This window comes from Pontibacter oryzae (assembly GCF_003576375.1).
Classification (GTDB): domain Bacteria; phylum Bacteroidota; class Bacteroidia; order Cytophagales; family Hymenobacteraceae; genus Pontibacter; species Pontibacter oryzae.
On sequence record NZ_QWGE01000001.1, the window covers coordinates 296503 to 319884 of the forward strand.

The window sequence follows — 23382 nt, forward strand, 5'->3', positions numbered from 1 at the left end:
ATATTTTAGCGGGTAAAAGCGTATTTATGAGGCATCAGGTGCCAGCACATGCCACGCCAGCACGCACGAAGCAGGTCGAAGCGCCTTTTAAGTGCAAACTGAAGCAGGTTTTTCGGGGCAGCTATACTGCAGAAGTATGCTACACTCAGCCACAAGACAGGGCCCTGCACATTGCGGCGTAAGTATAGAAGCCGGTTGCGGGTCATGTAATAGGTTTTTAAGGGAGTGTCGCGGCCTACCGCCATCGATTCTTTGTGCCATACCCTAGAGCTGCCCACATACCAAATCTCATAGCCTGCCTTATTGATCATGGCGCAGTAGTCCATCTCCTCATAGTATAGGAAGTACATTTCAGGCATTTTCCCAACCTTCTCAACCACCCTTGCCGGCAAAAGCATGGCTGCCCCATGGGCCCGAGCAGTGGGCTCGGTTCGGCTGAAGCGTGCGCTGTCCTGCTCTCCGAAGCCTATGGACTTTCCGCGCCCAGTGAATGGGTTGATGGGTGTGCTGCCTGCGTATTGTAACACCCCGGGGCTGTGGTGGAAAACGAGCTTGGCACTAGCTGCGCCTATGCTCGGATTGCCCTCTAGAGTGCTGACCAAAGGCTCCAGAAAGCCCGGCTCTACTTCGGTGTCGTTGTTCAGCAGCAAATAATATTCGCCTTTGGCAAGGTCTAAGCCCAGGTTGTTCCCTCCGGCAAAGCCAAGGTTCTCCTTAGAGCGCAGCAGCTTTACGTGCGGATAGCTGCGCTCAATTTCACTTGGATCCTCGTGCGAGGCATTGTCTACGATGATAACTTCGAAATTAGGGTAACTCACCTGTTCCAGAGACTCCAACAGCTGCAATGTGTATTGCAGCCCATTGTAATTAATGCTAATGATGGATACCATTGGCCACTCACGCACGTGCTCCTTCTGCTCCATAGTATTATGAGTATAGTTTATTCTGTCTGTCATCTAAAAACTGCTTGGGCAAATAGAGGTATACCATGGTCATGTATACCAACACTCCTGTGGGCATCTGCCCTAGCAGTTGGTTGCCATAGCTGGCCAGGATTATCCCACCCAAGCCCGAAAAAATGGCAATCATTTTATACTTGAGGTCGGGCGGTTGCAAGTTGTAGATGTTGAGAAAGCCTATTCCCATGATGAACAGCAAACTGCATACATGCAACACTAGCCCCACAATGCCCGACTCGGCCCAGATTTTCACATACCAGCTATCAAGGGCGGTTTGCGCCAGAAACGAGTTTGGGCTGAAGCGCTGCCCCCACGAACCGCCTGACCCGATTCCGCCCCCGAAGGGCCGGGTTGCCAGGAAGTCGGCCAGTTTCCGCTGGTTCTCTATGCGCACCAGCAAAGAGGCATCGTTGGGGTCTAGGGCGGTGCGCAAGCGGTTGATCTGGTAATTGCTCTGACCAATGGTTGTGTACTTCAGAAACCCAAACGCTAACCCTCCGATAACCAGGCCAAGTATAATTAAGCGCATGTTTCGGATAGCTATCAGGTAACACGCCCCGCCCCCAACTATCACAAAAAAAGCGCCCCGCGTACCGGAGATCAGCATGCCATAAAAACTCAACAAGGCGATAAATATAAAGATCAGCCTCCTGGAAAGCCTGCGCTCTCCCATAGCCAGAATTCCTGCCACTACTGAGGCGTGCGCCTGGGAAGCCCCAAACTGCCCGGCATCAGAGTAAAATGAGAACACGCGCAGCTTCCCGAACAGGATATGCGTTACTGCACCTCCTGCATTGAGCCATGCCTGCTCAGCCGAGTCGGGGCCAAACGCAAACTGCCGAATCCCCCAGAGCGTGCCTAGCAGCGACAAGCCCAGCCACAGCATCAGCAACATGTCCAGATCCTTCTCGCTGCGCATCAGCAGGAATGTGAGTGGGATGATGAACAGCATGTACAGTGAAACTCCGCGCACAGCGTAAAACCAAGCTTGCAGACTGCGTGCTTCGGGATTTACTATCTCAAAAAGCGTATAAACAAACCACAGCACCGTGAGTATGGTGAGGCTATTGTTGAGTTGCTTTGTGTCGAAACTGCGTTGGCTAAACAGCACCCCTAACAAGGTTAGCACCAACAATAGGTCGATGCTCAGGCCCAAGGGCGCCGGCACGTAGCGTGTTAAGCCATTCGCCAGAAAGCCAAACACCACCACCGTCAGCAAACCATACTTAGGTTTTGCCACAATCAGGCTAACCCCGAATATGGCGCACGGAATAGCGATGTAGGCAAGCGCAACCAATAGCCCGCCGTAGGCAACCCCTACCGCTAAAACAGCAGCCAAAGCCAGAATGCCGATTGTAGGCAGGATATTGGTTTTGGCAAAGAGCCATATGTTGCGTTGGGCCTCCATGTTAACTCTTAGGATATGCCAGTGCCCATAAGCGGCGGCCTAGGCCTGCCACGTCTCCGGCAGCCTGCAGTAAGGCTTGCCACGCACTTACAGGCAGGTAGCGCTGCAAGATCATATTTCCAAAAAACACTCCTGTCGCAAACGTGAGGATACTGGTGGCAGCTACCAACTCCAGGTTCTCGAAGCGTATGGCAACTAAATCGCCGAGCACGTTAACAGAAAGCATAAGTATGACTTTGACAAAGTTGAGTGCGGGCCGCCCTACAACGTCAAGCCCCACGCCAGCCAACCTATCCAGCGGTAGCAAGGCAGCGTACACCGAAAGGATCCGGAGGATAGTTGCCGAGGCGACATACTCCGGGCCACCCACCAGCGTAACCAGCTTCTCGGCCCAAATGAAACAGATAAGTGCAAGCGGCAGCACCAGCAGGGCCAACCTGCCGAGGTACATGCTCCAGATTCTAGCTACATCTTCCTGATTGCCTGTGGCGTGGCTCGCAGCCAAGCGCGGGAGGGCCGTGGCAAGCACACTTCTGACTGGTATCTCAACAATCTCCAGCAATTTCTGAGGCACGTTGTAAAGCGCTACCCACTGCGCTGGCATAAACAACCCAATCAGGAGCGTGTCTGAGCTTCTGAGCAGGTTGGAGCCCAGCATCGTGCCCATACTATACTTGCCAAAATGAAGCATTTCCCAGAAACTAGCGCGCTGCACAGAAAAAATGCTGCGCAATTCAGCCCAGCCTAGCGCCAGCGCCAGTAAGCCTGCCACCAATTGCGCCAGGGCAAAGGCTCCTGCTATAGTGGGCAAAAGCGCCCACGGGGAGGCTGCCGATGATATGATCATCAACAGGAACAAGCCCGAACTCACCAGGCGCATGATCAGTATCCTATCGAAGCGGGATATTACTTGCTGCACCCAGAGCGCAACCTGCATAGGCAAGGTAGCCAGGGCTACAAGCGCTAACCATTTGCTGTAAAACACAAGACTTTCCAGTGCGGCCAAGCTGCTGAAGCTAAGCATTGCTCCGGTAGCGAGGACCACCAAAAGTATGGTTACCATACTTGCCAACGACCAGGCGGCACCATAGTATGGTAGCGCGACTTCCATGGCCACCCCGCCGGTATACTTGGTAAGCGCTGTTTGCACCAGACCAGACCGCAGTAGCTCGAAAACACCGAAGCATGTTACCAGCATGACCCACTGCCCCAAATCCTGGGGAGGTAGAACCCTGGCAAGCAAAGCAAAGCTCAGAAAGCCCATGCCGGACGCAGCCAGGTTACCAGCCAGAGACATTAGGTGCGGGTTACGGAAAAACTTATTGATTAACTTCATTTTACCGTGTCAGTTTCTCCTTGATGATCCTTCTCAGCCAAGAGCGTTTTTTGGGAATTTCGCCTATAATATCGTACAAGAACTCTGTTTGCACCTTGTTCAGGACAACATGTGCCGGATGCTTTGCTACATCTAAATACCTTCCTAGCGAGAATTTGTCTGCGTTGCCCCAACGCCGATCGGCATCCAAAACCAACAACGATAGCTGCGCCTGTTGTATAAGCTCTAAAGGCAGCACATGGTCTGCAACAGCCGGAATCTCGAGGAAAAGATAAGTATAGTTGTTCGGCGCAATACTTACCGATATCACATCATCTAACGCTTTCACTGGTTTGTTTATACTTTGCCGTTGCTTATAGGTGCTGACTAAACTAGTCTGGCGGGCCTGATCGGCTTCGGGTACTAGCAGGTGCGCTCGCTCGCCAATTTGCTGCAGGCCAGCCACCAGTTTCTCGCCAACCGATGATTTTCCCTCACTTGCATGGAGGCTAAACAGGATACAGCAAATCGTTTCTCCGTGCGGTATAGCCTTGGTAGTTGTTTGGAGCGTGCTAATCAGTTGGTTCAGCAATTTGTCCTCAACCAGATCCAGGTGCACACGCCGGTCTTTTTGTTCCTGATGTGCGGAGGCGCCCGCAAAAGGAAGGCCTGTGAGCGTTGTGGCCCGTTGCGGCGACCTTACCGATGTATCGAGCAACTCTTTGCCCAAAACATACCCGAGGCTTAGGACCACCCCACCCATGAAGGCAGCTATCACCAGCACAAGGCGCTTTGAGGGCTCCGGCTCGGTAGGAAAAGCAGGTTGGTCTACCATCTTCAGGTTTGTGGAGAGCTGCAGGTTCTGCTCCCGAAGCCTGCTCATGTTAAGGCTATGCAAGTTCTCCAGGTACTCTCGCTCGGCCACCCCTACCTGGCGCTCCAGTTTGTTTAATCCCGAGCCAAGCGGAGCAAAAATATCATACTGCTTTACATACTCTTCCCGGATGTCGCTAAGCACTTCTACTTTGGCGCGCGACTTGTCAAAGGATATCAAAGCATCCATCCAACGGTTGAATAAATCATCTGTGGGCACGCCCTGAGTTGAGAAAGAGCGCCCGTACAGGTCCGCTACATCAGCGCGCAGTTCCTGCTCCAACCCGGTTATGCGGCCATTCAGACGGGACACATCCGACAGGTTGGCCTCCAGGTTTTGGTTCATCTGCAGCATCGTTAACTGGCTCTGAAGTTCTGTAAGTTGGAGCCGCTTCTTGTTTATAAGGCTGCTTTGGGTGGCAATTCCGGTACGCGATGAAAGTTTCTTTTCCAGATCTTGGAGGGCTGCCTCTAAACCCACCAAGCTGGATTTCTCTTCTTCTATGGCCAAGTTGATATCCCGCTCCTGAGACGCGATAATTTTGGACTGCTCATAGAAGTTTATGATGCGGTTATCAGATGAGAATGACTTCAGGTCTGCTTCCACCTTGTTTAACCTGTCCAGCGAGAACTTGAGCTGTTCCTCGAAATATGCTACCACAGAGCCGGTTTCGCCTACTTTAATGTCTTTGTATCGATGCATAAAAACCTGGCATAAGAGCTCTACAGTGCGTTTGGCAACTGCTGGGTCTTCTGCGGTGTAGGCAATCATCACCATATCGCTGCTCCCCTGGCGCTCTACCTTAAGGTTGGCCTGTATGCCCTTCAAGCTATAGGGGAGCTCTTCGCCATGTATAATTTCGAGCAAGCGCTTGTCTTGGCGTTCCAACACACGGTATAGCTCTTTTTCGGTTTCTGCGACAGATTTTTTCCGCAATTGCTCCTGCCAGGGCGTGGTCATCCGCTCATTTAACTGCACCAGGGTAGCCTCGGAGCACACATAAGGGTCAGGAGCGGGCATCATGAGGTGCTCTGCAAGCAGGCGCACACCAGTTTCCTCTAACGTGCTGCGAGCCTTAATCATGTTAATCAGGTTATCAAAGGCATTGTTGACGGAGAAATAATCTATGCGGCTATCCCCCCCGCTCTCTAAAGTATAGCCAGATGCAAGCCCAGTGTAAATCATGGTGCGTGCCACATAGCTTTTCTTGCCGTCTCGGGTTAGCAGGAACACCGTTACGGCCATAGCCAAAGGCAATAGCACCAGCAAGCGCCGGTTAGCTAAGAGAATGCGTAGAAGGCGCAAAAACGTCATAGGCTCTTCTCTAGGTGCTTACCCGTAAGCTCATTAAGTAGATAAAAGCTAGTATAAAGCTCGCGCTTGGCCACCTCAAATTCCATCTCAGCTTTGGTGGCAATTTCGATGATGCGGGCAAATTCCGTTACGTCGATGTTGGCTTCGTTAAATTTTTTCTCGGAGTACATGCGGTTCAACTTTGCCACCTGCAGCACCTCAGACTTAATCTGCAGCACACGCTGCGCAGACTCTGTCTCAAAGTATAGCGCAATCGCCTTTGCGCGCACTTCCTGCTGCGTTGCCGCATGCCGGTGCCTTGATACCTCGTACTCGTGCTGCGCCATTTCCACTAAGCTTTTTCTGCCAACCACATCATACAAATTAACCCGCATGGTAATGGAAGCCCTGTATCCGTTGTTAAAATTGTTGATAGACTGTGCCCCTCCATTTTCCTGAAGAAGGAACACCTGATCGCTTGCGCCATAACTCAAATCGCCCGTTAAACCCTGTAGCCATTGCTTTTTGGCATTGGAGATAAAGGCTGTGTTTTTATCAATATAAGATTTCTGGATCTTTACCAATGGCGCGGCAGTTTCTGCCCATAGCAAAACAGTGTCTAAGGGAGGGAGGCGACGTTGGATGGCTGTAATTCCGGGCTCCGCAGTTTGTGCCAAGCTTACAACAGGAACGCTCCCTAAAAGTAAAAGCAGGATGTAGATGTGCTTCATGCTATACACAATAGCTAAGGGTGGTTTTATACATTCTCTGTTTGCAGCAAAGCAGGAAAGGTGCGTAAAATCAGTTTCACATCACCCCAGAAACTGTAAGTATGCGCATACTCGATGTCTAACTGTATCCGCTCTTCTTCCGAAAGGTCACCTTTGCCTCGCTTTGTCACCTGCCATAAGCCGGTAAGCCCGGCTGGGGCTGCGAAGCGCTGGATATACTCGTCTGTTGTTAGCTTCTCTGCTTCGTAGAGCGGAAGTGGGCGGTTCCCAACCAAGGACATGTCCCCGAGAAAGATATTGAACAGCTGTGGTAACTCGTCCAAACTGGTGTTGCGCAGGAAAAGCCCTAGGCGCGTGATGCGCGGATCGTTCTGGAACTTCATAAAAGCCGCTGCTGCATTTTTCTGCGACAGGAACGTGCGCTCGCACATTTGCTTCCCGCTTATGTAAAGCATAGAGCTACAGGCATGCCCTAACCGTGCACACTCAGGGCATCCCATGCTTCCGGCAGTATCGCTTCCCTTTTTGGTATACATGTTAGCATCGGCCATGGCGGCAATGTCCTTGTCGGCCCCTGTGCGCATGGTCCGGAACTTATACAGGTTAAAGACTTTATAGCCTGCCCCTACGCGCTTGGACAGGTAAAGTACTGGCCCTTTGGAATCCAGCTTTATACACAAGGCTACTAAACTTAGCACAGGGAGCAACAGCAGCAAAGCTGTTCCGCTGATAAGGATATCCAGTATGCGTTTTGCCACTGGTGTTTTAACGCCTTTGGGAGTCTGCTGGCGCTTTCGCTCGCGCAGCAGCCGGTGCTTTTTTACAAGATACTGTATGCGGATAAATATCTCCTGACCCAGGCCGTCCCGTTGGTAAAGGTCGTCTGCTCCCAACTTAAGTGCCTCCGACTTCAATGCCGGGGTGATGCTTTCTGAAAGCATAATGACAGGCAGGTGCCGCAGATACGGGTGCTTGCGCAGACTCTGTGCTGGCACTTGCTCCTGCACAGAATAAAGCATCACGTCTACCTTATTCTCCTTAAGATACTGCAACCCCTCCTCTAAATCGCTTACGTGCTGAAAGTTTGCTTTCTCACCAAAAAACCTAGCTGCCTGTATGGACGATTCCATGTGCTTATCAACATAAAGCACTTGCAGGCGATTCACTTCTACTCCTTCCATGGCTCAACCCAGCACTATGCCATAACGCTTTTACCTGATCGCCTTAAGATGCTCTTTATCCTGGCTTTCACCTCGTCGGGGTTAAAAGGCTTCACGACAAAATCATCAGCACCTAAGTTGAAGCATTTGATGCGGTCTTCGCTGCTTTCCAGGCCAGAAAGCATCAGAATAGGCAGGTCTCTGAAAAAAGAACTACTCCTGATTGCCTCAAGCATTTCATAACCAGACAAATACGGCATATTTACATCGGCAATCACCATGTCCACCGTATTTCCCGCTTCCAGCCATTCCATAGCCTCTAGGCCATCATTCTTCAAAACGACGTGATAGTCATCCTGTAATACAAATTCAAGTATGAGCTGGATAGTTGGCTCATCCTCCACTATTAGTAAAGTGTGCTTCATGCTATTTATAATTTATCTTATTCATCATCGCTTTCCACAAGACTCCATCTCTGCCAAAATTTATACACATAGCACAATCAGCAGAAATAAACATGATTATTACAACACAAAATAATGAAAGCCCCTTGCCTCTGAAAGAGCAGGTAGTTTATAATTTAAAGATCCAATCAAAGGTTCATTTTTCGCGTAAAAATCACTAAATAAAACAATTTACCACTATTGTTATATTTTTATTCCTGTGGCCATAAAGATGCACACACATTTTAAATTTTTCAAATTTAACGAAGCTGAAATAATAAATTAATACAAAAATAAAATCAACCAAACCCAAAGCCTTTCAAAGGATAAATTATTGGATTTTGCAAGCACACAAATTACTATCAATGATTATTTACAGAAAATGAAAGTTAAAAGCTATTCCGTGACACCCTAAATACAGCTTTTGTTAATACTATTTGCACCTGCAAACTATAAGTGGGTTAATTTAGAGGTGAGTCGGTTTTAGAATCTAAGCATGCTGCTATAGCGCAATCAAGATTAAGCAACGAGAAGGACTGGAATGGTTTTAAAGAGCCTAAGCCTAATTTAGAGCAGTAACAGAGTCCTTAGAAAACTAAAACGCATAAGCCTAGCTCACTATCAGGCCGGCTTATACTCCATTAAGATGTAGCCAATATTTTACAGCAGTACTTTTGAGTGCTTGGTATTAATTAGAGTCTAGTACAGACTATTGCGTCGCCTAAGTATAAACTCATCATCGCCATCAAGCGTGGGTTGTGTCACGGCAGCTTTATCCAGTTCTAGCCTGCGGTAGTGTTTAAGTGGCATACTTAGTTTTTGCGCTAAGTATGGCCTGTTCACCCCGTTATGGATTATATTATGTATGCAACTGAAATGTTTACCGCTTGGCATTTAAATAGAGCTCAACGAATTCTTGTGAATGGATCAATCGCCATTTAGGCGTTGCGTACATTGCAGCTACCAATTTGTTGAACAAAGAAGCTGAGGTTGTATAAAGCACTAAAATCAGTATCTCTAAGTCTGTTCTATACTTATCTTAAGGCTTGAGCAACACTTTGAGTATAAATTTCTTAGCGGGTTGAAAACTTGTAGATGGTTTTAGACTCGTAAGTTTGGCCCGGTTCAAGTATGGTTGATGGAAAATCTGGTTGGTTTGGGGAGTCCGGGTAATGCTGCGCCTCCAGGGCGAACCCGTAATGCCTCGAGTACAGTTGCTCGCCAATACCAGTAAGCGTGTCATCTAGGAAATTACCTGAGTAAAACTGTATGCCAGGCTCAGTCGTGAGCACCTCAAGCACACGCCCGGTTGTTGGTTCGTAAACAGTGGCGGCTTTTCTCATCGTGCCATGCTTTCCGTTTAGCACATAGTTATGGTCATAGCCGCCTGCAACCTTTCTTATTCGTTCCCCGATGGTGCGGGGCGTAGTAAAATCCATGGCCGTATCTTTTACACCGCGAAGCTCACCGGTTGGTATCAGTGATTCGTCTACCACGGTGTAGCAATCAGCGTTGAGAGTAAGAGCATGACCAAGAATATTGTCTGATTTACCGGCAGTTAGGTTGAAGTAACAATGATTGGTTAGGTTTACAGGCGTGGCTTTATCAGTCGTGGCCTTATATTCCATACATAATTCGTTATCATCCGTTAGGGTGTATGTAACTGTAATGCTTAAGTTTCCGGGGTACCCTTCCTCCCCATCTTTGCTTAGATAGTTAAAGCGCACTGCGTTCTCCTCTGGCAGCATCTCCGCCTGCCATATTACCTTATCAAAACCCTTAGTGCCTCCGTGCAAATGGTTAGGCCCGTCGTTGGTAGCTAATTTGTACATTTGCTCATGGAGCGTAAAAGTGCCTTTGGCAATCCTATTTCCGTATCGGCCAACAATAGCACCAAAGTAAGGCCCGCTCTTGATATATTCCGGGCTTGTATAGCCTGCCAAACTTTCAAAACCAAGCACTACGTTGCCTAGATCTCCATTTCGGTTTGGTGCTAGCAGCGAGGTAACAGTGGCACCATAATCAGACAACTCTACTTTAACACCGCTTGAATTAGTTAGTGTAAAAAGTGATGTTTCCTGGCCTTCAGCCGTTTTTCCGAAAGGTTTTTGCTTTATTTCCATATACTTATCAAGTTCTGTGGAGATTAACGCACCATATTCTTGCAGGTTATTCAAGCCGGCACAATCAATATTATGGCCTGCGGCCAAGCTGTTAATCCCTGAAGGCTGCTAACCAATCACTCCTTTTATTACATGGGTAAGTAGGTGCTAGTTGCCTAAGCAGCAAATTTGATTACAACAAAAGCCTACCTGAGGCACTACTGACGGAAAAAAAGCTCTGGCCGCAGAATTTATACTTTGATTACACAAGTGTTGCTTTAGATTTGAACGCCTCTGTGATGACCTCTGTGAAGAATAGGCACGCCATATTTGTAAAGCAATCTTCTAATACAATATAGAAACTTACTATTTCCTTTCTATCATACAAATATTACTGTGTATACTTTTATAAGTTAGAGATGCTTGTTGATTCTCCTAGAAAATTGCACCCTTTTTGGTAAATCAAAGTATAGATGCTAAGCACAGGAAGTGCCCGTGCTGATTACGGCAGCAGGAGATCTGGCAGTAGCAAACTTCAACTCTACTTAAAGCCCCACATAGCATATTTTGCACTTATTTAAGCGTTGACCTGCGTAAGGCCTACTAGTCTGCACGCAATGCGGCAAATGCTATAACCTGCCTGCTATACTTTAATACCTTAATATGAGCAATTCAGACATGAAGACATACTTTACACCCGAAGAGCTGGATGTAACAAACAACCAAGTTCTAAAGGAGATCTATAATAGTATCAAAGACAAGATTAAAGACATCGAGTACCCTTGCGTAGGCGCGAAGGCCGCCCTCAACTCCAACCAAATACGCTTTGCCGTATACGATACGCTGGCTACCGAAACAACAACCCAATCGCTGGGGCAGGACCTGAAGCAGTACATTGCCGAAACGCTGGCTGCAAACAGCGAATACATGACCATGATTGCGGTATTTAAAAATGAGGAGGAAAACTCCGAGCTTGGATTCGAGAAGAAACTTTGGGAACAACTGCAGTTACTCCATAACAGCGATGACAGCGAGCAGCCCTGGGCACCGGATGTAAGCAGCAACCCTGCCGACACAGATTTCAGCTTTAGCTATAACGGCACTGCTTTCTTTGTAGTAGGCCTGCACCCTAACGCAAGCAGAAAAGCCCGTAGAATTGGATACACAGCCATGGCCTTTAACCTGCACAGGCAGTTTGAGCAACTACGCGAGAAGGGAGTATATGACAACATGAAAAAGGTAATACGCGAGCGTGAACAGGCTTACGATGGCTCCATCAACCCCATGCTCAACGATTTTGGTGACGGACTGGAAGCACCCCAATATAGTGGCCGCCAAGTAGACGAAAGCTGGAAGTGCCCTTTTTTGGCGGGAAAAATGTAATAGTAATCAAAAGAAATATAGCACAAAAATCAAGGCATGATCGAAACGATTGAAAAGCAAAGTGGCGCGGCATTTAAACTGCGAAAAGGCGATAAGTTAAAAGTTGTGGACCCGCAAGGCGAGCAGGTTAGCGACATGGTGCTGTTTAACGCAGCGGATAAACGCGAGAAACTGTCTTCGGGCAAAACGCTGGATTTTGAAGAGACGATCCTGATCACCAAAGGGCACCACCTCTGGAGTAACCGCAGCCACAAGATGATGGAGATATTGGAAGACACCAATGGCCGCAACGATTTCCTGCTAGCCCCGTGCAGCCCGGAAACGTTCCAGATCATGCACCAAAACCCCGAATACCACCCGAGTTGCTTCGAGAACCTCTATACTAACCTCGCCCAGTTCGGTATTGAGCCAGACGATGTACCTACTGCGTTCAATATTTTCATGAATGTACAGTTTGCCGCAGACGGTAAACTCTCCGTGGACCCGCCAACCAGCAAGGCTGGCGATTATGTGTTGCTGGAAGCTAAAATGGATCTGATCGTTGGCCTCACTGCTTGCTCCGCTGAGCAATCCAACAACTATAGTTTTAAGCCTATCCAATACGAAATTATTCCGGCATAACTTTAAAAAGGCTGAGAAACTGCGCGTTAAAGTGTACCTCTTCCGTTGCAGCATCTCAGCCTTTTTTCGTGCTTTTTTATCAATATAAGTTTCTTTTAATACACGTTACAAACTTGCGTGTAAAAATTCGAGAAAAAAGGTTGAACTTAGGCTCCGAAACAGCTCCCCACGTATGGCAACAGGACTTCTTGCTTTATTAGATGATGTATCGGCACTGGTAAAAGCCAGCGCCGCCAGTTTAGATGATGTACCTGCACAGGTAAGCAAAACAACCAGCAAAGTATCCGGCATTGTAATCGACGATACAGCCGTTACGCCCAAGTATGTTGTTGGGCTCGACCCTTCCCGGGAGCTTTCGATCATTTTCCAGATCGCTAAAAAATCCCTGATTAATAAGATTATCTTTTTAAGCCCCGCCGCGCTATTGCTCGGTTTTTTTGCACCCTGGGCCATCACACCAATTCTGATGCTTGGCGGTGCGTATTTATGCTACGAAGGGTATGAAAAGGTGCATGCTATGTTTAGCAAACACCCGGGAGCAGCGGCAGAACAAGGCGAGGCCCTTAAAGCCATAACCCCGGAAGAACTGGAAAAACAGCGTGTGGCAAGTGCCGTGCGCACAGATATGATCTTGTCCGCTGAAATTGTAGCCATTACTTACTCTACTGTAGCAGAGGAAATACTAGTTACACAGATTGCAGTAATGTTTAGCGTGGCAATTTTCATAACTGTGGCAGTTTATGGTTTTGTGGGCCTGATTGTGAAAGCAGATGATATTGGCATCCACCTGGCAAAGGAAAAGTTTAGTGCCGGAACCAGACGCATCGGGCGCGGGATTGTGCGCATCATGCCAGGCTTTTTAACCGCGCTTGGGTACATAGGAACTGCTGCCATGCTTTGGGTTGGTGCCGACATTATTGCACACGGCATTCCGTTTACCAGCCACGCCCTCGATAATTTAGAGCACTCGTTTAAGCAGGTGCCGGCACTTGGCTGGTTGGCTAAGGCTATTGTGAGTGGTTTGGGGGGTTTAGCCTTAGGCGCCCTTATTGATAAGATCATAAAGCTGGCTAGAAGACTCTTTTAAGCAGCTTAAACTCAAAAAGGCCCCGTTTATACTTACAGGTATATACGGGGCCTTTTCATATACGTAAGGTCGGGCCAGCTACTACAGCTGACCTTTCACCTGAAACATAAGCAATCTATTACTTTTTAACTCGTCAGGAATTAACCTGAAAGCCTAGCTTATTCCGTGGCTATACTTAGCCCAAGGTATACTTAGGGTGAACACATTTACTTGGTAGATCTTAATGATATTTTAGTGCCTATTAACACAAAAGCGCCATGCAACTTTATAGTTGCATGGCGCTTTTGTGTTACAATTGCATGTAGCCCACAAGCTAGGCCAGTTATTTTTTGAGTTGGATGATAAAGGTTGTGCCTACCCCTACCTCACTTTCTGCCGAGATGCTACCGCCCATTGCTTTGATCTGAGCTTGCGCTATAAAGAGCCCGATTCCTTTACTATTTTCCTGCCTATGGAAACGTTGGTACAAACCGAACAAACGGTCTTTGTATCTCTTGAGGTCAATGCCCAAACCACTGTCTGAAAAGCGAATCTCAATGCCCTTGCCTACATGTTTTGTACACAGCTTTATGTTAAGGTCCCGTTCCGGGGAGCGGTATTTGATGGCATTAGTGAGCAGGTTGAGAAAGATACTGTGTAGGTAGCTCGGGTTTGCGTAAGCATACTCCGCTTCATTGCACGCTACAGACACTTTTGCACCGCTCTCCTGAACAAGACTTTCAATAGATTTTAAAACCTCCTCAAAGCTGCTCTGAACATGTATATGCTCCAGCTTAAGCCCATTGTTGTTCTTGATGATCAGTACATCCAGCAAATCCTCCAGCGTGTCATTCAGTTTGTGCGTGGCCTCGTTAAACTTGTCTATCAATTTCCGGTTCATCGGGTCAATGATGGCATCTAGCTTTACGAGTTTAAGTATACCTAGCAGGTTTGCCAGCGGAGCCCGCAGGTTATGCGAGGTAATATATGAGAATTGCTTGAGATCAGAGTTGTTTTGCTTTAGCTCCTCAATGAGTAGCTCGCGCTCTACTTCATACGTTTTCGCCTCAGTTACATCATGCATGGCACCAACCAGGCGTGTTGCTTTCAGGTTACTGTCGCGTATAATGTATGCGCGGTCCAACACATGAGCATAAGAACCATCTTTTTTAATGAACCTATACTCTTCTTGCCACAAGTCCACGTTGGTAGCCAGGATCGCTTTATGGAGGGACTGCTCAATGCGTCTCTGATCATCCGGATGAATGCGCGAAATACGTATATCGGCGTGCTCATCTTCGCGGGCCTCATGCCCAAATATCTTTTCGAAAACCGGCCCGCTGTAAATTTTGTCCGTCAACACATCCCATTCCCAAATAGCATCATTGATGGCAGCTGTCGCTAAGTCATAGCGCTCATTGCTCTGGCGCAATGCTTTCTCAATAGTTTTGTTCTCCAGTAAGATTTGCAACAAGTTGTTAGAGCTCTCTATAGAGTGCTCTTCTTCAGGGGTAGGCAGCCTCTTTTCCTGATAATACACGGCGAATGTGCCCATAACCCTTTGGGTAGAGCTGATGATAGGTATAGACCAGCAGGATTTTAAGTTTGCGCGTGTTGTAATACTGTTTAGTTCCTCCCAGTTAGGGTCTGCTCCAATATCTATTGAGAATTCTTTTTTTGCTTTAACGGCAGCCGTGCCGCAGCATCCGAGCCCTTCTCTTACTGCAACGCCGTTAATGGCTTGCAGGAAATAATTGGGCAAGCTTGGGGCTGCCAAAGTATAAAGACATCCGCCTTCGACCAGCAGTACAGAACACAGCATACCCGGATGAATTCGCTCTAAACCTCTTAAGTAGTAGTTTACTGTATCTTTAAGGTCACTATCCGGTTTTATATTAAGCTCCAGCACTTTTTTACCTAAGTGATCCAGCTCCTCGGCATGCCTTTGCTTGGTTATGTCCTTAAAGTAAACCGACAAGCCTTCTTCCGAAGGATAGGCACTAATGCTGAGCCACGTCTTGAAAACCGAGTAGTAACCGATAAAGCTAACTGGCTTATACTTGCTCTGAGCCAGGTATAGTTTTTTGTAAAGGCCGTTCAGGCTGGGGTTCATGAACACGTCCCGGAGGTCTTGGTGCAGGAGTTCGCCCCTTTTTCTGCCTGTAACCCGCTCAGCTTCCTGGTTCCAGTACGTTACCACCCAGTTGTTACTGATAGTGAAAAAGCCATCGGTTATACTCTCAAGAATGGTACTGATCTGTTCACGGCTTTTCCGCTGCTCTGCTTCCAGTTTAGCTCCATAAAGATTGGCATTATCTATGGCAACCGCCGCCTGTGCCGCTATATTCTTGACCAGCGTTTCCTCATACTCCTGAAAAACGCCAGCTTTAGGGTGCCCAAATAAAATCCCTCCAAGCACAGCACCGCTTTTAGAAATCACAGGTATGGCCATATAGCTTTTGACAGGTAAATGCCCTGCAGGCATGCCGTGGTAGGGCTTGTTTTTCCCGTAGCGTTCATCCTGTGTGATGTCGTTTGACCGGACTATGCTTTCACCATGGAATGTAGGCCCGAATATGGCGGTTTTGCGTGGCATCGGGAAACCAGAGAAGTCATCCTGCTTGGCACCTGAAAGGGCGTAAAGCGAGTATATCTCGCCCTTTTCGTTTGTTCTGTTATAGAAAAAGGCTCCAAACTCTGCTTTGCTGATTTTGGTGGCAATGTCGATAACTTTTTTAACTACTTTTTCCAACTCCAGCTCAGAAGTGAGCATGCTACCCACCTGGTTGATTAGCTTTAACTGCGTGTCTTTCTCTTGCAACTCCCTATGTAGCCGCTCTACTTCTAGGCGCAGTTCCTGTTGGGTAATGCCATGCTGCTGAAAGCCCATTTTGAATCTGGTTTCGTAAACTTCTTGCTTTTAAGTTCTGAAAGATACAGAAAGCTGCGATAAAAATGCACTTCCATCAAACAGGCATTTGGGCTTGTTGCTATTAAGGCCTAAAAAGCCTGCCACACATATAACATAGGGTACATAACTATTTGCTTACCGGAGTCCGAAGGGGCAATGCAAGTTTTCATTCATACTTACAGTCTTTCACCTGCTGTTTCATTTTGCTCAAATCCAGGCTCACCGATACCTTTCCCTCGAAAATTTAAACCCCAGACAGGAAGATTAAGTATTACACTTTGTACCTATTTCGATTTCACGATATAATGAAAACAAACTTATTTATATGTGCTGCATGCCTTTGTGCCAGCACTGCAGTTCTAGCACAACAGAACAAGGCAGCTATACTCCAGGCAGGTTCTGAAAACGCCGCCTTTATTTTGCAAACTGGTAAAACAAACTCTGCAAGCCAAACCCAGCAAGGGTACCGCAACACAAATAACCAAGCCACGTTGGTGCAAACCGGCGACGATAACACCTCCTTTCAAAAACAATTAGATCTTACTTTCGGTAGTGGTGCCGATGTTATCCAGACCGGAAAAGGCAACTACGCAGCGCAAACGCAGGATAGGGCAGCCAACAGCCAGCTTACTATTGAGCAATCAGGGGATGCCAATAGCGCCCGCCAATCTCAGTCTGATGTAGCGGCAAACGCTGCCTATATTTATCAATCAGGAAATCAAAACCTGGCCGAGCAGAACCAAAGCTATCTGGGCGCAGAGAATAACCTGGCTACCATTTATCAGGCAGGTAATGAGAACAGCGCCACGCAGCACCAGACGCAGGGCGGAAACGCTGCATTAATCACACAAACCGGAGCTAATAACACAGCATTTCAAACACAGCGGTTCTATAGCACGGCTACTATTACCCAAACCGGCAACGGCAATCAGCATACACAAGACCAGTTCAGCAGAAGCTTTAATAACACTGCAACCTCAAGCGCATTAGGAAACAATAACTACGGCTACCAGCGCCAGTTCAGCAGCGACAACACCTCTACCATAGATCAAACTGGCAACTACAACTCAGCTACGACAGCGCAATCTGGTGGGGGCTTTTATATGCGTGGGGGGCACATGAGCACAATTGTTCAGGAAGGCAATAACAATCAGGCTGAGGTTGAGCAATTTAGCCATGGCGATGCCTCACATCAAAGTGTTATTAACCAATCCGGCGAGAACCAACGCGCTGTGGTTACACAACACTCGCGGTAACAGGTTAAAGACAAGGGGCCAGGCTTAAAGCTATAAACCGCCAAGCGCCGTTTTGCCTGGTTTAGCATAACGGCGCTTGGCGGCTATAAGTATGATTTTATAGCGCGTATGCTACCTTTTCATGGTCTGCCTGTGTGCTATATGCTTTTTGAAGCTCAATATGAAAGGTTGTACCTACGCCCTCTTCACTTTCCAGATTCAGGCTACCCGATTGGCTTTCTACAAAGTCTTTGCTAAACATCAAGCCCAGTCCGGTGCCTTTTTCCCTGGCTGTACCCAGCGTGGTGTAGCGCTCTTCCTGAAAAATCTTCGCCTGCTCCAGCGCAGACATGCCTTTTCCGTTATCAGCAACGCTTAGCACCATTGTTTGCTCCTGCTCCTGCGCCCGCGCCTGCACAACACCACCCGGAAATGTAAACTTCAGCGCATTCATCAGCAGGTTTCTAAGTACAAAATCTAGCCGCTGCTTATCTGCCAGCACCATGGCGTTTTCGGCAACATCGTTTACCAGCTTAATCCCTTTTTGCTGCGCTACTCCTGCTACAAGCTGCATGTTTTCCTCAATCAATTGCTTCAGCGCTATCGGCTCCAGGTTTACTTCCTCGCCATCCAACTGAGCCTTGGACCAGAACAAAAGGTTCTGGAGCAGCGCCATTACCCCTGTCATTTCCTTGCGCATAAGGCCTGTAATCCGGAGCCGCTCAGTTTCTGAATAGGATTTGGCCATTAAGAGGTTTATAATACCCTGCACTGATGATAGTGGCCCGCGCAAATCATGCGAAATTATAGAGAAAAGCCTGCTTTTCAACTGGTTGGCATCTTCCAAATACTTGTTTTGTTCGGCCATGGCGCGGTTAAGCTTGTCCAGTTCGGCGGCGTTCTGCTCTATCACCGCGTTTTTTAGTTCCAACTCAAGCCCATACACGCGCCCCTTTTGGTAAAACCGATACCAAACCAAAGCCAGAGTGCCAAGCAGCAGCAGCGCAACACTCACCAGCAACAACATGTAATTGGTACGCCTCGCCAACTGCTCGGCCCGCAGCATGGCTTTTTCGGAGGCTAGCTGTTGGTCCTGTTTCTGCCGCAGGATATCGAGGAAATGCAACGCGTAGCTTTTCTCCTGCTGAAACATCTCTTTCTGCTGGTCAACCTGCACATCCTCCCAATAGATCACCTGTTGCGTATCGCCTTTCTTTTTATTTATTTTAATCAGGACATCCACTGCGTCAACCATTAGCTGGGAGGCAGAAATGGCTTGTGCATCTTTAAGCGCAGCCTCTGCATAAGCCACTGCACGTGCATACTGGTTGCGGCTGCAGGCAACCTGCGCCAGTTTGGTCTCAGCCAGCGACATGCCATACCTGTCGTTGCTATTCTTGTCTATTTCGAGGGCGCGTTGGAAGTATGCATCGGCTTTAGAGAGCATATTTTGCTTCTCATAAATCAGCCCTAAGTGAAAGTATGATTTCTTTAGTCCGTACGTGTAGCCAATATCCTCGCTTTCCTGTTGTGCCTCCCGGACATAGGCTATTGCATCCGTATTTTTTTTCTGCTTAAGCTTTAGTAAGCCTAAGTTATTTTTAATGTTGATGGCATCTTCGGTTTCGCCGAGGTAGTGAAAGTGCTCAAGTGCCTGCAAGTATAGTTCTTCGGCCTTTGCAAGGTTTTCCCCCGCAGCCAAGGCATTGGCAAGTTGGTGGTTGGCACGCGCAATGTTAAACGTATCGCTTATACTTCTGCTAAGTTCCAAGGAACGATAGTAAAGCCCCAGAGCTCTTTTTTCATATCCGTTCTGCATATAAATTCCACCTTCGTACAAGGCGTTGATGGCTTGTCCCCGGACATAATTTAGGTCATTTGCCAACACGGCAGCCTCTTGCAACAGGTTAAAGGCACGCTCTAAACTATGGCGCTTTTCTCTAAATGCAAGCTCGTTGAGAGAGTCCACCGCAGATTTATCCGGGTGAAGCAAACCCTTTATAGCGGACTGGGTTGAATTACCGAAGGGAGACACCACGGCAAACCCTGTGAATTTAACCGAGGCTAATAAAAGAAACAAGGTGAATAAAACGTGCTTCATGGACGATAAAAGAAGCTAATCAAATAATACTATTCCAATTACACACCCCTTCTATGCCACAACTGCCAGATAAGAGAACGATTGAATTAATTCTATTAACAAAAAACAACATCAATTAGCAACACAACCTATATCAACTGTTAAAACATTGGTTTTAAATTTTAAATAACATAGTCTAGATCTTACAGAGTCTACTTCATACACACAGTCCGCATCAAACCATCTTGTATTTTTAAAATATTAAATTCACCAGATACAAGTTATTTGAGTTGCATCTGTAAATATAATTCTTACTTTTAAATTATACTTATTTTGTACTTTTATTTTACACGTAACCATTGCAATACGCTAATCAGATTTAATCAAAGGGGATGTATTGCAGTAATTTATAAGACTTGTGTTTTACGGATTTGCTTGGATACACATTGATCCTTTTTGACCTTACTACAGTATATATTTACCCGAAAAAACAAAACGGGACAGCATTGCCTGCTGCCCCGTTTTTTGAACTATAGAAATGCACTAGAACTACCCTCTTCCTCTGCGTTCAGGTGCTTTTATGGTAAGCTCTTGGGTTGCTGTATTGCCGTTTACTGTAGTTACCTCTGCAGTATACTTGCCCGGGCGAAGGTAAACAACACCATTTTTAGCTGCCTTAAGGGCAACGGTTTCTTCCCCCTCTTTTTTAGTGCTGTTTAATGCAGCCGCATAGGCATCAGCCTTTGCAGCATCCACTGAAAGGTTATATGCCACATAATTTAGGCCTCGCTCGCTTTGGTCCTGCAACTCCTTTACAACTTCACCTTTATCGGTTTTAATGCGAATAGTGCTTGCACCGGCCGTTGAAGTATAAAACGTAATAGATACCTCAGGTTGGGTAACATCTCCCCAGGTATAGCTTTTCTCGCCCCAGTTACTGTTATGCATTACAGAATTAATAGTATAAACGTGCAGTTGCTTGGCAAGCACCTCTGGGGTCAGGCTTTGCAGATGCTCTACGGAAGCAATGTAGATGGAGCGCCCATGCGTTGCCACCACTAAATCGTTTTCACGCGGGTGCACCACTAGATCGTGCACCGAAACCGCAGGCATTCCGTTGCTCATGGCCATGAACGTTTTCCCCCTATCCAGCGATATATATAGCCCATGGTCTGTGCCTACATACAGCAGGTTCTCATTCTTAGGGTCTTCCTTAATTACGTTTATTGCCTCCTGTGGCAGGCTGGCACCAATGCGTTCCCACTTTTTGCCATTGTCTTCGGATACATACAGGTAAGGCGTGAAATCATCCCAGCGGTAGCCGTTGAGTGAGGCATACACACGATCTTGCTTGTGCGCCGAGGCAACCACCGTAGAAACCCAAAGGTTTTGCGGCAACTTGTCAGACACCCTTGCCCAGGTATATCCTCCGTCTTTTGAAGTATGAATCAGGCCGTCATCGGAGCCAGTATATAGCAGCCCGAAGCGAAGCGGCGACTCATCTATACTTGTAAGCGTGCCATAACCTACATCGCCTTTTCGGCCTCCACGGGTAAGGTCACCAGACAACGCTTCCATATCTTCGCCTTGCTTCAGGGAGCGGTGGAACTTGTTGGAGCCAAAGTATAAAATATCCTGGTTGTGGCGGCTCAGAAGTATGGGCGCTTCCCAGTTAAACCGCAGTGGGGTCTCGCCTAATTTATGGCTTGGTTTGATGAAAGCGCGCTCTCCGGTTTGCTTGTTTAAGCGGGTGTAGTTTCCGTACTGCGAGCCAAGGTATACAATGTTATTGTCCCGCCAATCTACCTGCACCATCATGCCATCGCCGCCTCCCAGGCGCTCGTATGGGTAACGGCCACGGCTGGTCCAGCCCAGGCTTTGCTTATAGTTGCTTGGCCCATACCATGTGCCGTTGTCCTGCAGGCCGCCGTATACGTTGTAAGGCTTGGCCATATCCACGGCTATGGAGTAGAACTGCCCTACCGCAGGCGTGTTGGCATACAGCCAGGATTTACCATTGTCGTAGGTGATGTTCACGCCGCCATCGTTTCCGTTAATCAGGTGGCCGGGCTTGTCGGGGCTTACCCAGAGCGCCTGATGGTCGGAGTGTACGTTGTCGCCTTCTATGTTTTTAAATGTCTTGCCACCGTCTTCTGACATAAGCAGCGGCACGCCAAGTATGTAAATATGATTGGGGTTGGTTGGCGCTACGCGCACCACGCCAAAATAGTACCCGTAGCTGGAGTACATATCATTTATAAAATCGGCGTGAGTTTTTTTCCACGTCTTACCGGCATCATCAGAGCGGTAAACTTCGGCCCCACGCACCTCGGTGGCATAGGTTTCCACGGTTGGGTCTGTAAGGTATGCTGTGATATCGGCTGGTTTCACCTCGCCGTTTTTCACTTTCTCCTTCAGGGTTTTAGCTGTGTATTGCCGCGGGAAACGGTTGTCATCCAAAAACTTGTTCAGGCTTTTATCATCCAGTTTTAAGAACTCCTCCGACGACATGCCATTGAACAGGTCGCTGTCTAGCATATCCGGTTGGTCTTGCTTCTCCTCCTCCACCGGCCGGCGATCATAGTTATCAACCAGGGCATAAATAATGTTGGGGTTATCCGGAAAGAGGCTGAGGCCGATGCGCCCCACATTATCAGAATCCGGAAAGCCATGCTGCGCCGTGCTGATATCGGACCAGGTCGCGCCACCATCGGTTGATTTGTATATACCTGATGATTTACCGCCTTCCACAAAGTTCCAGGCGCGGCGTTCGCGGTGCCACATGGCCGCGTATAAGTTATTTGGATTTTTAGGGTCTACCTGCAGGTCAATGGCTCCTGTGTTTTCGTCCAGGTAAAGCGTTTTCTTCCAGGTTTTCCCACCATCGGTAGTCTTGTAGATACCGCGCTCTTTATTAGGTGAGTATAGGTGCCCCACGGCTGCTACCCAAAGCGTATTCGGGTGGGTAGGGTGAAGTATGATTCTGCCGATGTGATGCGTATCCTCGAGGCCCGTGTGCTGCCAGCTTTTGCCGCCATCCGTGCTTTTGTAAACACCAACTCCAGCGTAAGATGAGCGGCTGGAGTTGCTCTCTCCGGTACCTACCCAAATGGTTTCGTTGTTTTTCCAATCTACGGCAATATCACCGATCGTCATTACAGCCTGTTCGTCAAACAGCGGCTCAAAAGAAAGGCCGTTGTTGGTTGTTTTCCAGAGCCCACCCGACGCAAAGGCGGCATAGAATGTAACCGCGTCGTTAGGGGAAACATCAATGTCTGTGATGCGTCCGCTCATAACGGTAGGCCCTACGTTTCGGAAGGCCAGGTTAGTTACCAAAGAGCCTTCTGCCAGTTGTTGGCGCACTTGGTAAGCTCTAAACCGATCTTTTGCCGCAGTTGGCGTAGGTTCTTTTCCTTTCTTCTGGGCCACTGCCGATCCGCCCAAGGCAAGAAGAAGCGCCACTGATAGTAAATGTTTTTGCATGCGTTAGTTGTTAATTTTAATGGTTTAGCTAGCGAGCACTAGTTCATTTCTGCCTCCCGTGTAAAATGTCACGGTTAGCTTTCAGGTATGAAAACTTTAATCAGGAAAGCTTATTTTCAGTAAAGTATGATACTTCAGCCGAGAACTTAAAACAGAATAGAAAATTATTTTTGTTTTCTGCTCAGGTCACATCGGTTTAAGATCAAAAACACTATTGCTGAAAATGAGGCAATTAACTTTAGAAATGCTTAGAACAGCGCTAAAAGTTAACAAACTCATCTAATTTCAGGTACACTTCTAGCAAGTTAAAGACATGTT

General features: G+C 47.6%; 15 protein-coding genes. 4 read left to right on the plus strand and 11 right to left on the minus strand.

What is annotated here, in order from left to right:
• Positions 1–5: 5 nt before the first annotated feature.
• The 8 genes from D1627_RS01260 to D1627_RS01295 form a co-directional block, all read right to left on the minus strand.
• Positions 6–923 carry a glycosyltransferase family 2 protein gene (locus tag D1627_RS01260; RefSeq protein ID WP_158607130.1) on the minus strand — a complete coding sequence of 306 codons (918 nt, stop codon included), beginning with the start codon at positions 921–923 and terminating at the stop codon, positions 6–8.
• Positions 924–927: 4 nt separating this feature from the next.
• Positions 928–2367 carry an O-antigen ligase family protein gene (locus D1627_RS01265; protein ID WP_119430406.1) on the minus strand — a complete coding sequence of 480 codons (1440 nt, stop codon included), beginning with the start codon at positions 2365–2367 and terminating at the stop codon, positions 928–930.
• Position 2368: 1 nt separating this feature from the next.
• Positions 2369–3703 carry an oligosaccharide flippase family protein gene (locus D1627_RS01270; RefSeq protein WP_119430407.1) on the minus strand — a complete coding sequence of 445 codons (1335 nt, stop codon included), beginning with the start codon at positions 3701–3703 and terminating at the stop codon, positions 2369–2371.
• A 1-nt stretch (position 3704) separates the two neighbouring features.
• The gene (locus tag D1627_RS01275) at positions 3705–5870 is read right to left on the minus strand and encodes a GumC family protein (protein ID WP_119430408.1); all 2166 of its coding nucleotides are present in this window, start codon (positions 5868–5870) and stop codon (positions 3705–3707) included.
• Positions 5867–6580: a TolC family protein gene (locus D1627_RS01280; RefSeq protein ID WP_119430409.1), complete on the minus strand. Its 714-nt coding sequence runs from the start codon at positions 6578–6580 to the stop codon at positions 5867–5869. Before D1627_RS01280 ends, D1627_RS01275 begins: the two co-directional genes overlap by 4 nt.
• Positions 6581–6606: 26 nt before the next feature.
• Positions 6607–7761 (minus strand): sugar transferase, encoded by a 1155-nt coding sequence (locus D1627_RS01285; protein WP_233555467.1) that lies wholly within the window; start codon positions 7759–7761, stop codon positions 6607–6609.
• Positions 7762–7775: 14 nt separating this feature from the next.
• Entirely contained in the window at positions 7776–8165 is a 390-nt protein-coding gene (locus tag D1627_RS01290) for a response regulator transcription factor (RefSeq protein WP_119430410.1), read from the minus strand.
• A 1091-nt stretch (positions 8166–9256) separates the two neighbouring features.
• Positions 9257–10306 (minus strand): aldose epimerase family protein, encoded by a 1050-nt coding sequence (locus D1627_RS01295; RefSeq protein ID WP_119431068.1) that lies wholly within the window; start codon positions 10304–10306, stop codon positions 9257–9259.
• Positions 10307–10948: 642 nt separating this feature from the next.
• Between D1627_RS01295 and gntA the strand changes: the two genes are divergently transcribed.
• From gntA to D1627_RS01310, 3 genes are all read left to right on the plus strand, one after another.
• Positions 10949–11668 (plus strand): guanitoxin biosynthesis heme-dependent pre-guanitoxin N-hydroxylase GntA, encoded by a 720-nt coding sequence (gntA, locus tag D1627_RS01300; RefSeq protein ID WP_119430411.1) that lies wholly within the window; start codon positions 10949–10951, stop codon positions 11666–11668.
• A gap of 36 nt (positions 11669–11704) precedes the next feature.
• Positions 11705–12289 (plus strand): DUF1989 domain-containing protein, encoded by a 585-nt coding sequence (locus tag D1627_RS01305; protein ID WP_119430412.1) that lies wholly within the window; start codon positions 11705–11707, stop codon positions 12287–12289.
• A gap of 172 nt (positions 12290–12461) precedes the next feature.
• Positions 12462–13376 (plus strand): DUF808 domain-containing protein, encoded by a 915-nt coding sequence (locus D1627_RS01310; RefSeq protein WP_119430413.1) that lies wholly within the window; start codon positions 12462–12464, stop codon positions 13374–13376.
• A 322-nt stretch (positions 13377–13698) separates the two neighbouring features.
• On the opposite strand, the gene D1627_RS01315 is transcribed toward D1627_RS01310, so the two are convergent.
• Complete coding sequence (locus tag D1627_RS01315) at positions 13699–16245, minus strand: GAF domain-containing protein (protein ID WP_119430414.1); 2547 nt, start codon at positions 16243–16245, stop codon at positions 13699–13701.
• A 326-nt stretch (positions 16246–16571) separates the two neighbouring features.
• Here D1627_RS01315 and D1627_RS01320 point away from each other — a divergent pair, with 326 nt between their 5' ends.
• Positions 16572–17522, plus strand: coding sequence for a hypothetical protein (locus D1627_RS01320; RefSeq protein WP_119430415.1), 951 nt, complete (start codon positions 16572–16574; stop codon positions 17520–17522).
• Positions 17523–17619: 97 nt separating this feature from the next.
• Here D1627_RS01320 and D1627_RS01325 read toward each other — a convergent pair whose 3' ends face one another.
• The gene (locus D1627_RS01325; protein ID WP_119430416.1) at positions 17620–19602 is read right to left on the minus strand and encodes a sensor histidine kinase; all 1983 of its coding nucleotides are present in this window, start codon (positions 19600–19602) and stop codon (positions 17620–17622) included.
• A 528-nt stretch (positions 19603–20130) separates the two neighbouring features.
• Positions 20131–23064, minus strand: a complete 2934-nt coding sequence (locus D1627_RS01330) for a WD40/YVTN/BNR-like repeat-containing protein (protein ID WP_119430417.1) — start codon at positions 23062–23064, stop codon at positions 20131–20133.
• Positions 23065–23382 lie beyond the last annotated feature (318 nt).

What these genes read in the sequence shown, in the direction of transcription:
- D1627_RS01315 (WP_119430414.1), bottom strand. Translation starts at nt 16,245, where the DNA reads ATGGGCTTTCAGCAGCATGGCATTACCCAACAGGAACTGCGCCTAGAA.
- D1627_RS01330 (WP_119430417.1), bottom strand. Translation starts at nt 23,064, where the DNA reads ATGCAAAAACATTTACTATCAGTGGCGCTTCTTCTTGCCTTGGGCGGA.
- D1627_RS01285 (WP_233555467.1), bottom strand. Translation starts at nt 7,761, where the DNA reads ATGGAAGGAGTAGAAGTGAATCGCCTGCAAGTGCTTTATGTTGATAAG.
- D1627_RS01325 (WP_119430416.1), bottom strand. Translation starts at nt 19,602, where the DNA reads ATGAAGCACGTTTTATTCACCTTGTTTCTTTTATTAGCCTCGGTTAAA.
- D1627_RS01320 (WP_119430415.1), top strand. Translation starts at nt 16,572, where the DNA reads ATGAAAACAAACTTATTTATATGTGCTGCATGCCTTTGTGCCAGCACT.
- D1627_RS01270 (WP_119430407.1), bottom strand. Translation starts at nt 3,703, where the DNA reads ATGAAGTTAATCAATAAGTTTTTCCGTAACCCGCACCTAATGTCTCTG.
- gntA (WP_119430411.1), top strand. Translation starts at nt 10,949, where the DNA reads ATGAGCAATTCAGACATGAAGACATACTTTACACCCGAAGAGCTGGAT.
- D1627_RS01295 (WP_119431068.1), bottom strand. Translation starts at nt 10,306, where the DNA reads ATGGAAATAAAGCAAAAACCTTTCGGAAAAACGGCTGAAGGCCAGGAA.
- D1627_RS01310 (WP_119430413.1), top strand. Translation starts at nt 12,462, where the DNA reads ATGGCAACAGGACTTCTTGCTTTATTAGATGATGTATCGGCACTGGTA.
- D1627_RS01275 (WP_119430408.1), bottom strand. Translation starts at nt 5,870, where the DNA reads ATGACGTTTTTGCGCCTTCTACGCATTCTCTTAGCTAACCGGCGCTTG.
- D1627_RS01280 (WP_119430409.1), bottom strand. Translation starts at nt 6,580, where the DNA reads ATGAAGCACATCTACATCCTGCTTTTACTTTTAGGGAGCGTTCCTGTT.
- D1627_RS01305 (WP_119430412.1), top strand. Translation starts at nt 11,705, where the DNA reads ATGATCGAAACGATTGAAAAGCAAAGTGGCGCGGCATTTAAACTGCGA.
- D1627_RS01260 (WP_158607130.1), bottom strand. Translation starts at nt 923, where the DNA reads ATGGAGCAGAAGGAGCACGTGCGTGAGTGGCCAATGGTATCCATCATT.
- D1627_RS01265 (WP_119430406.1), bottom strand. Translation starts at nt 2,367, where the DNA reads ATGGAGGCCCAACGCAACATATGGCTCTTTGCCAAAACCAATATCCTG.
- D1627_RS01290 (WP_119430410.1), bottom strand. Translation starts at nt 8,165, where the DNA reads ATGAAGCACACTTTACTAATAGTGGAGGATGAGCCAACTATCCAGCTC.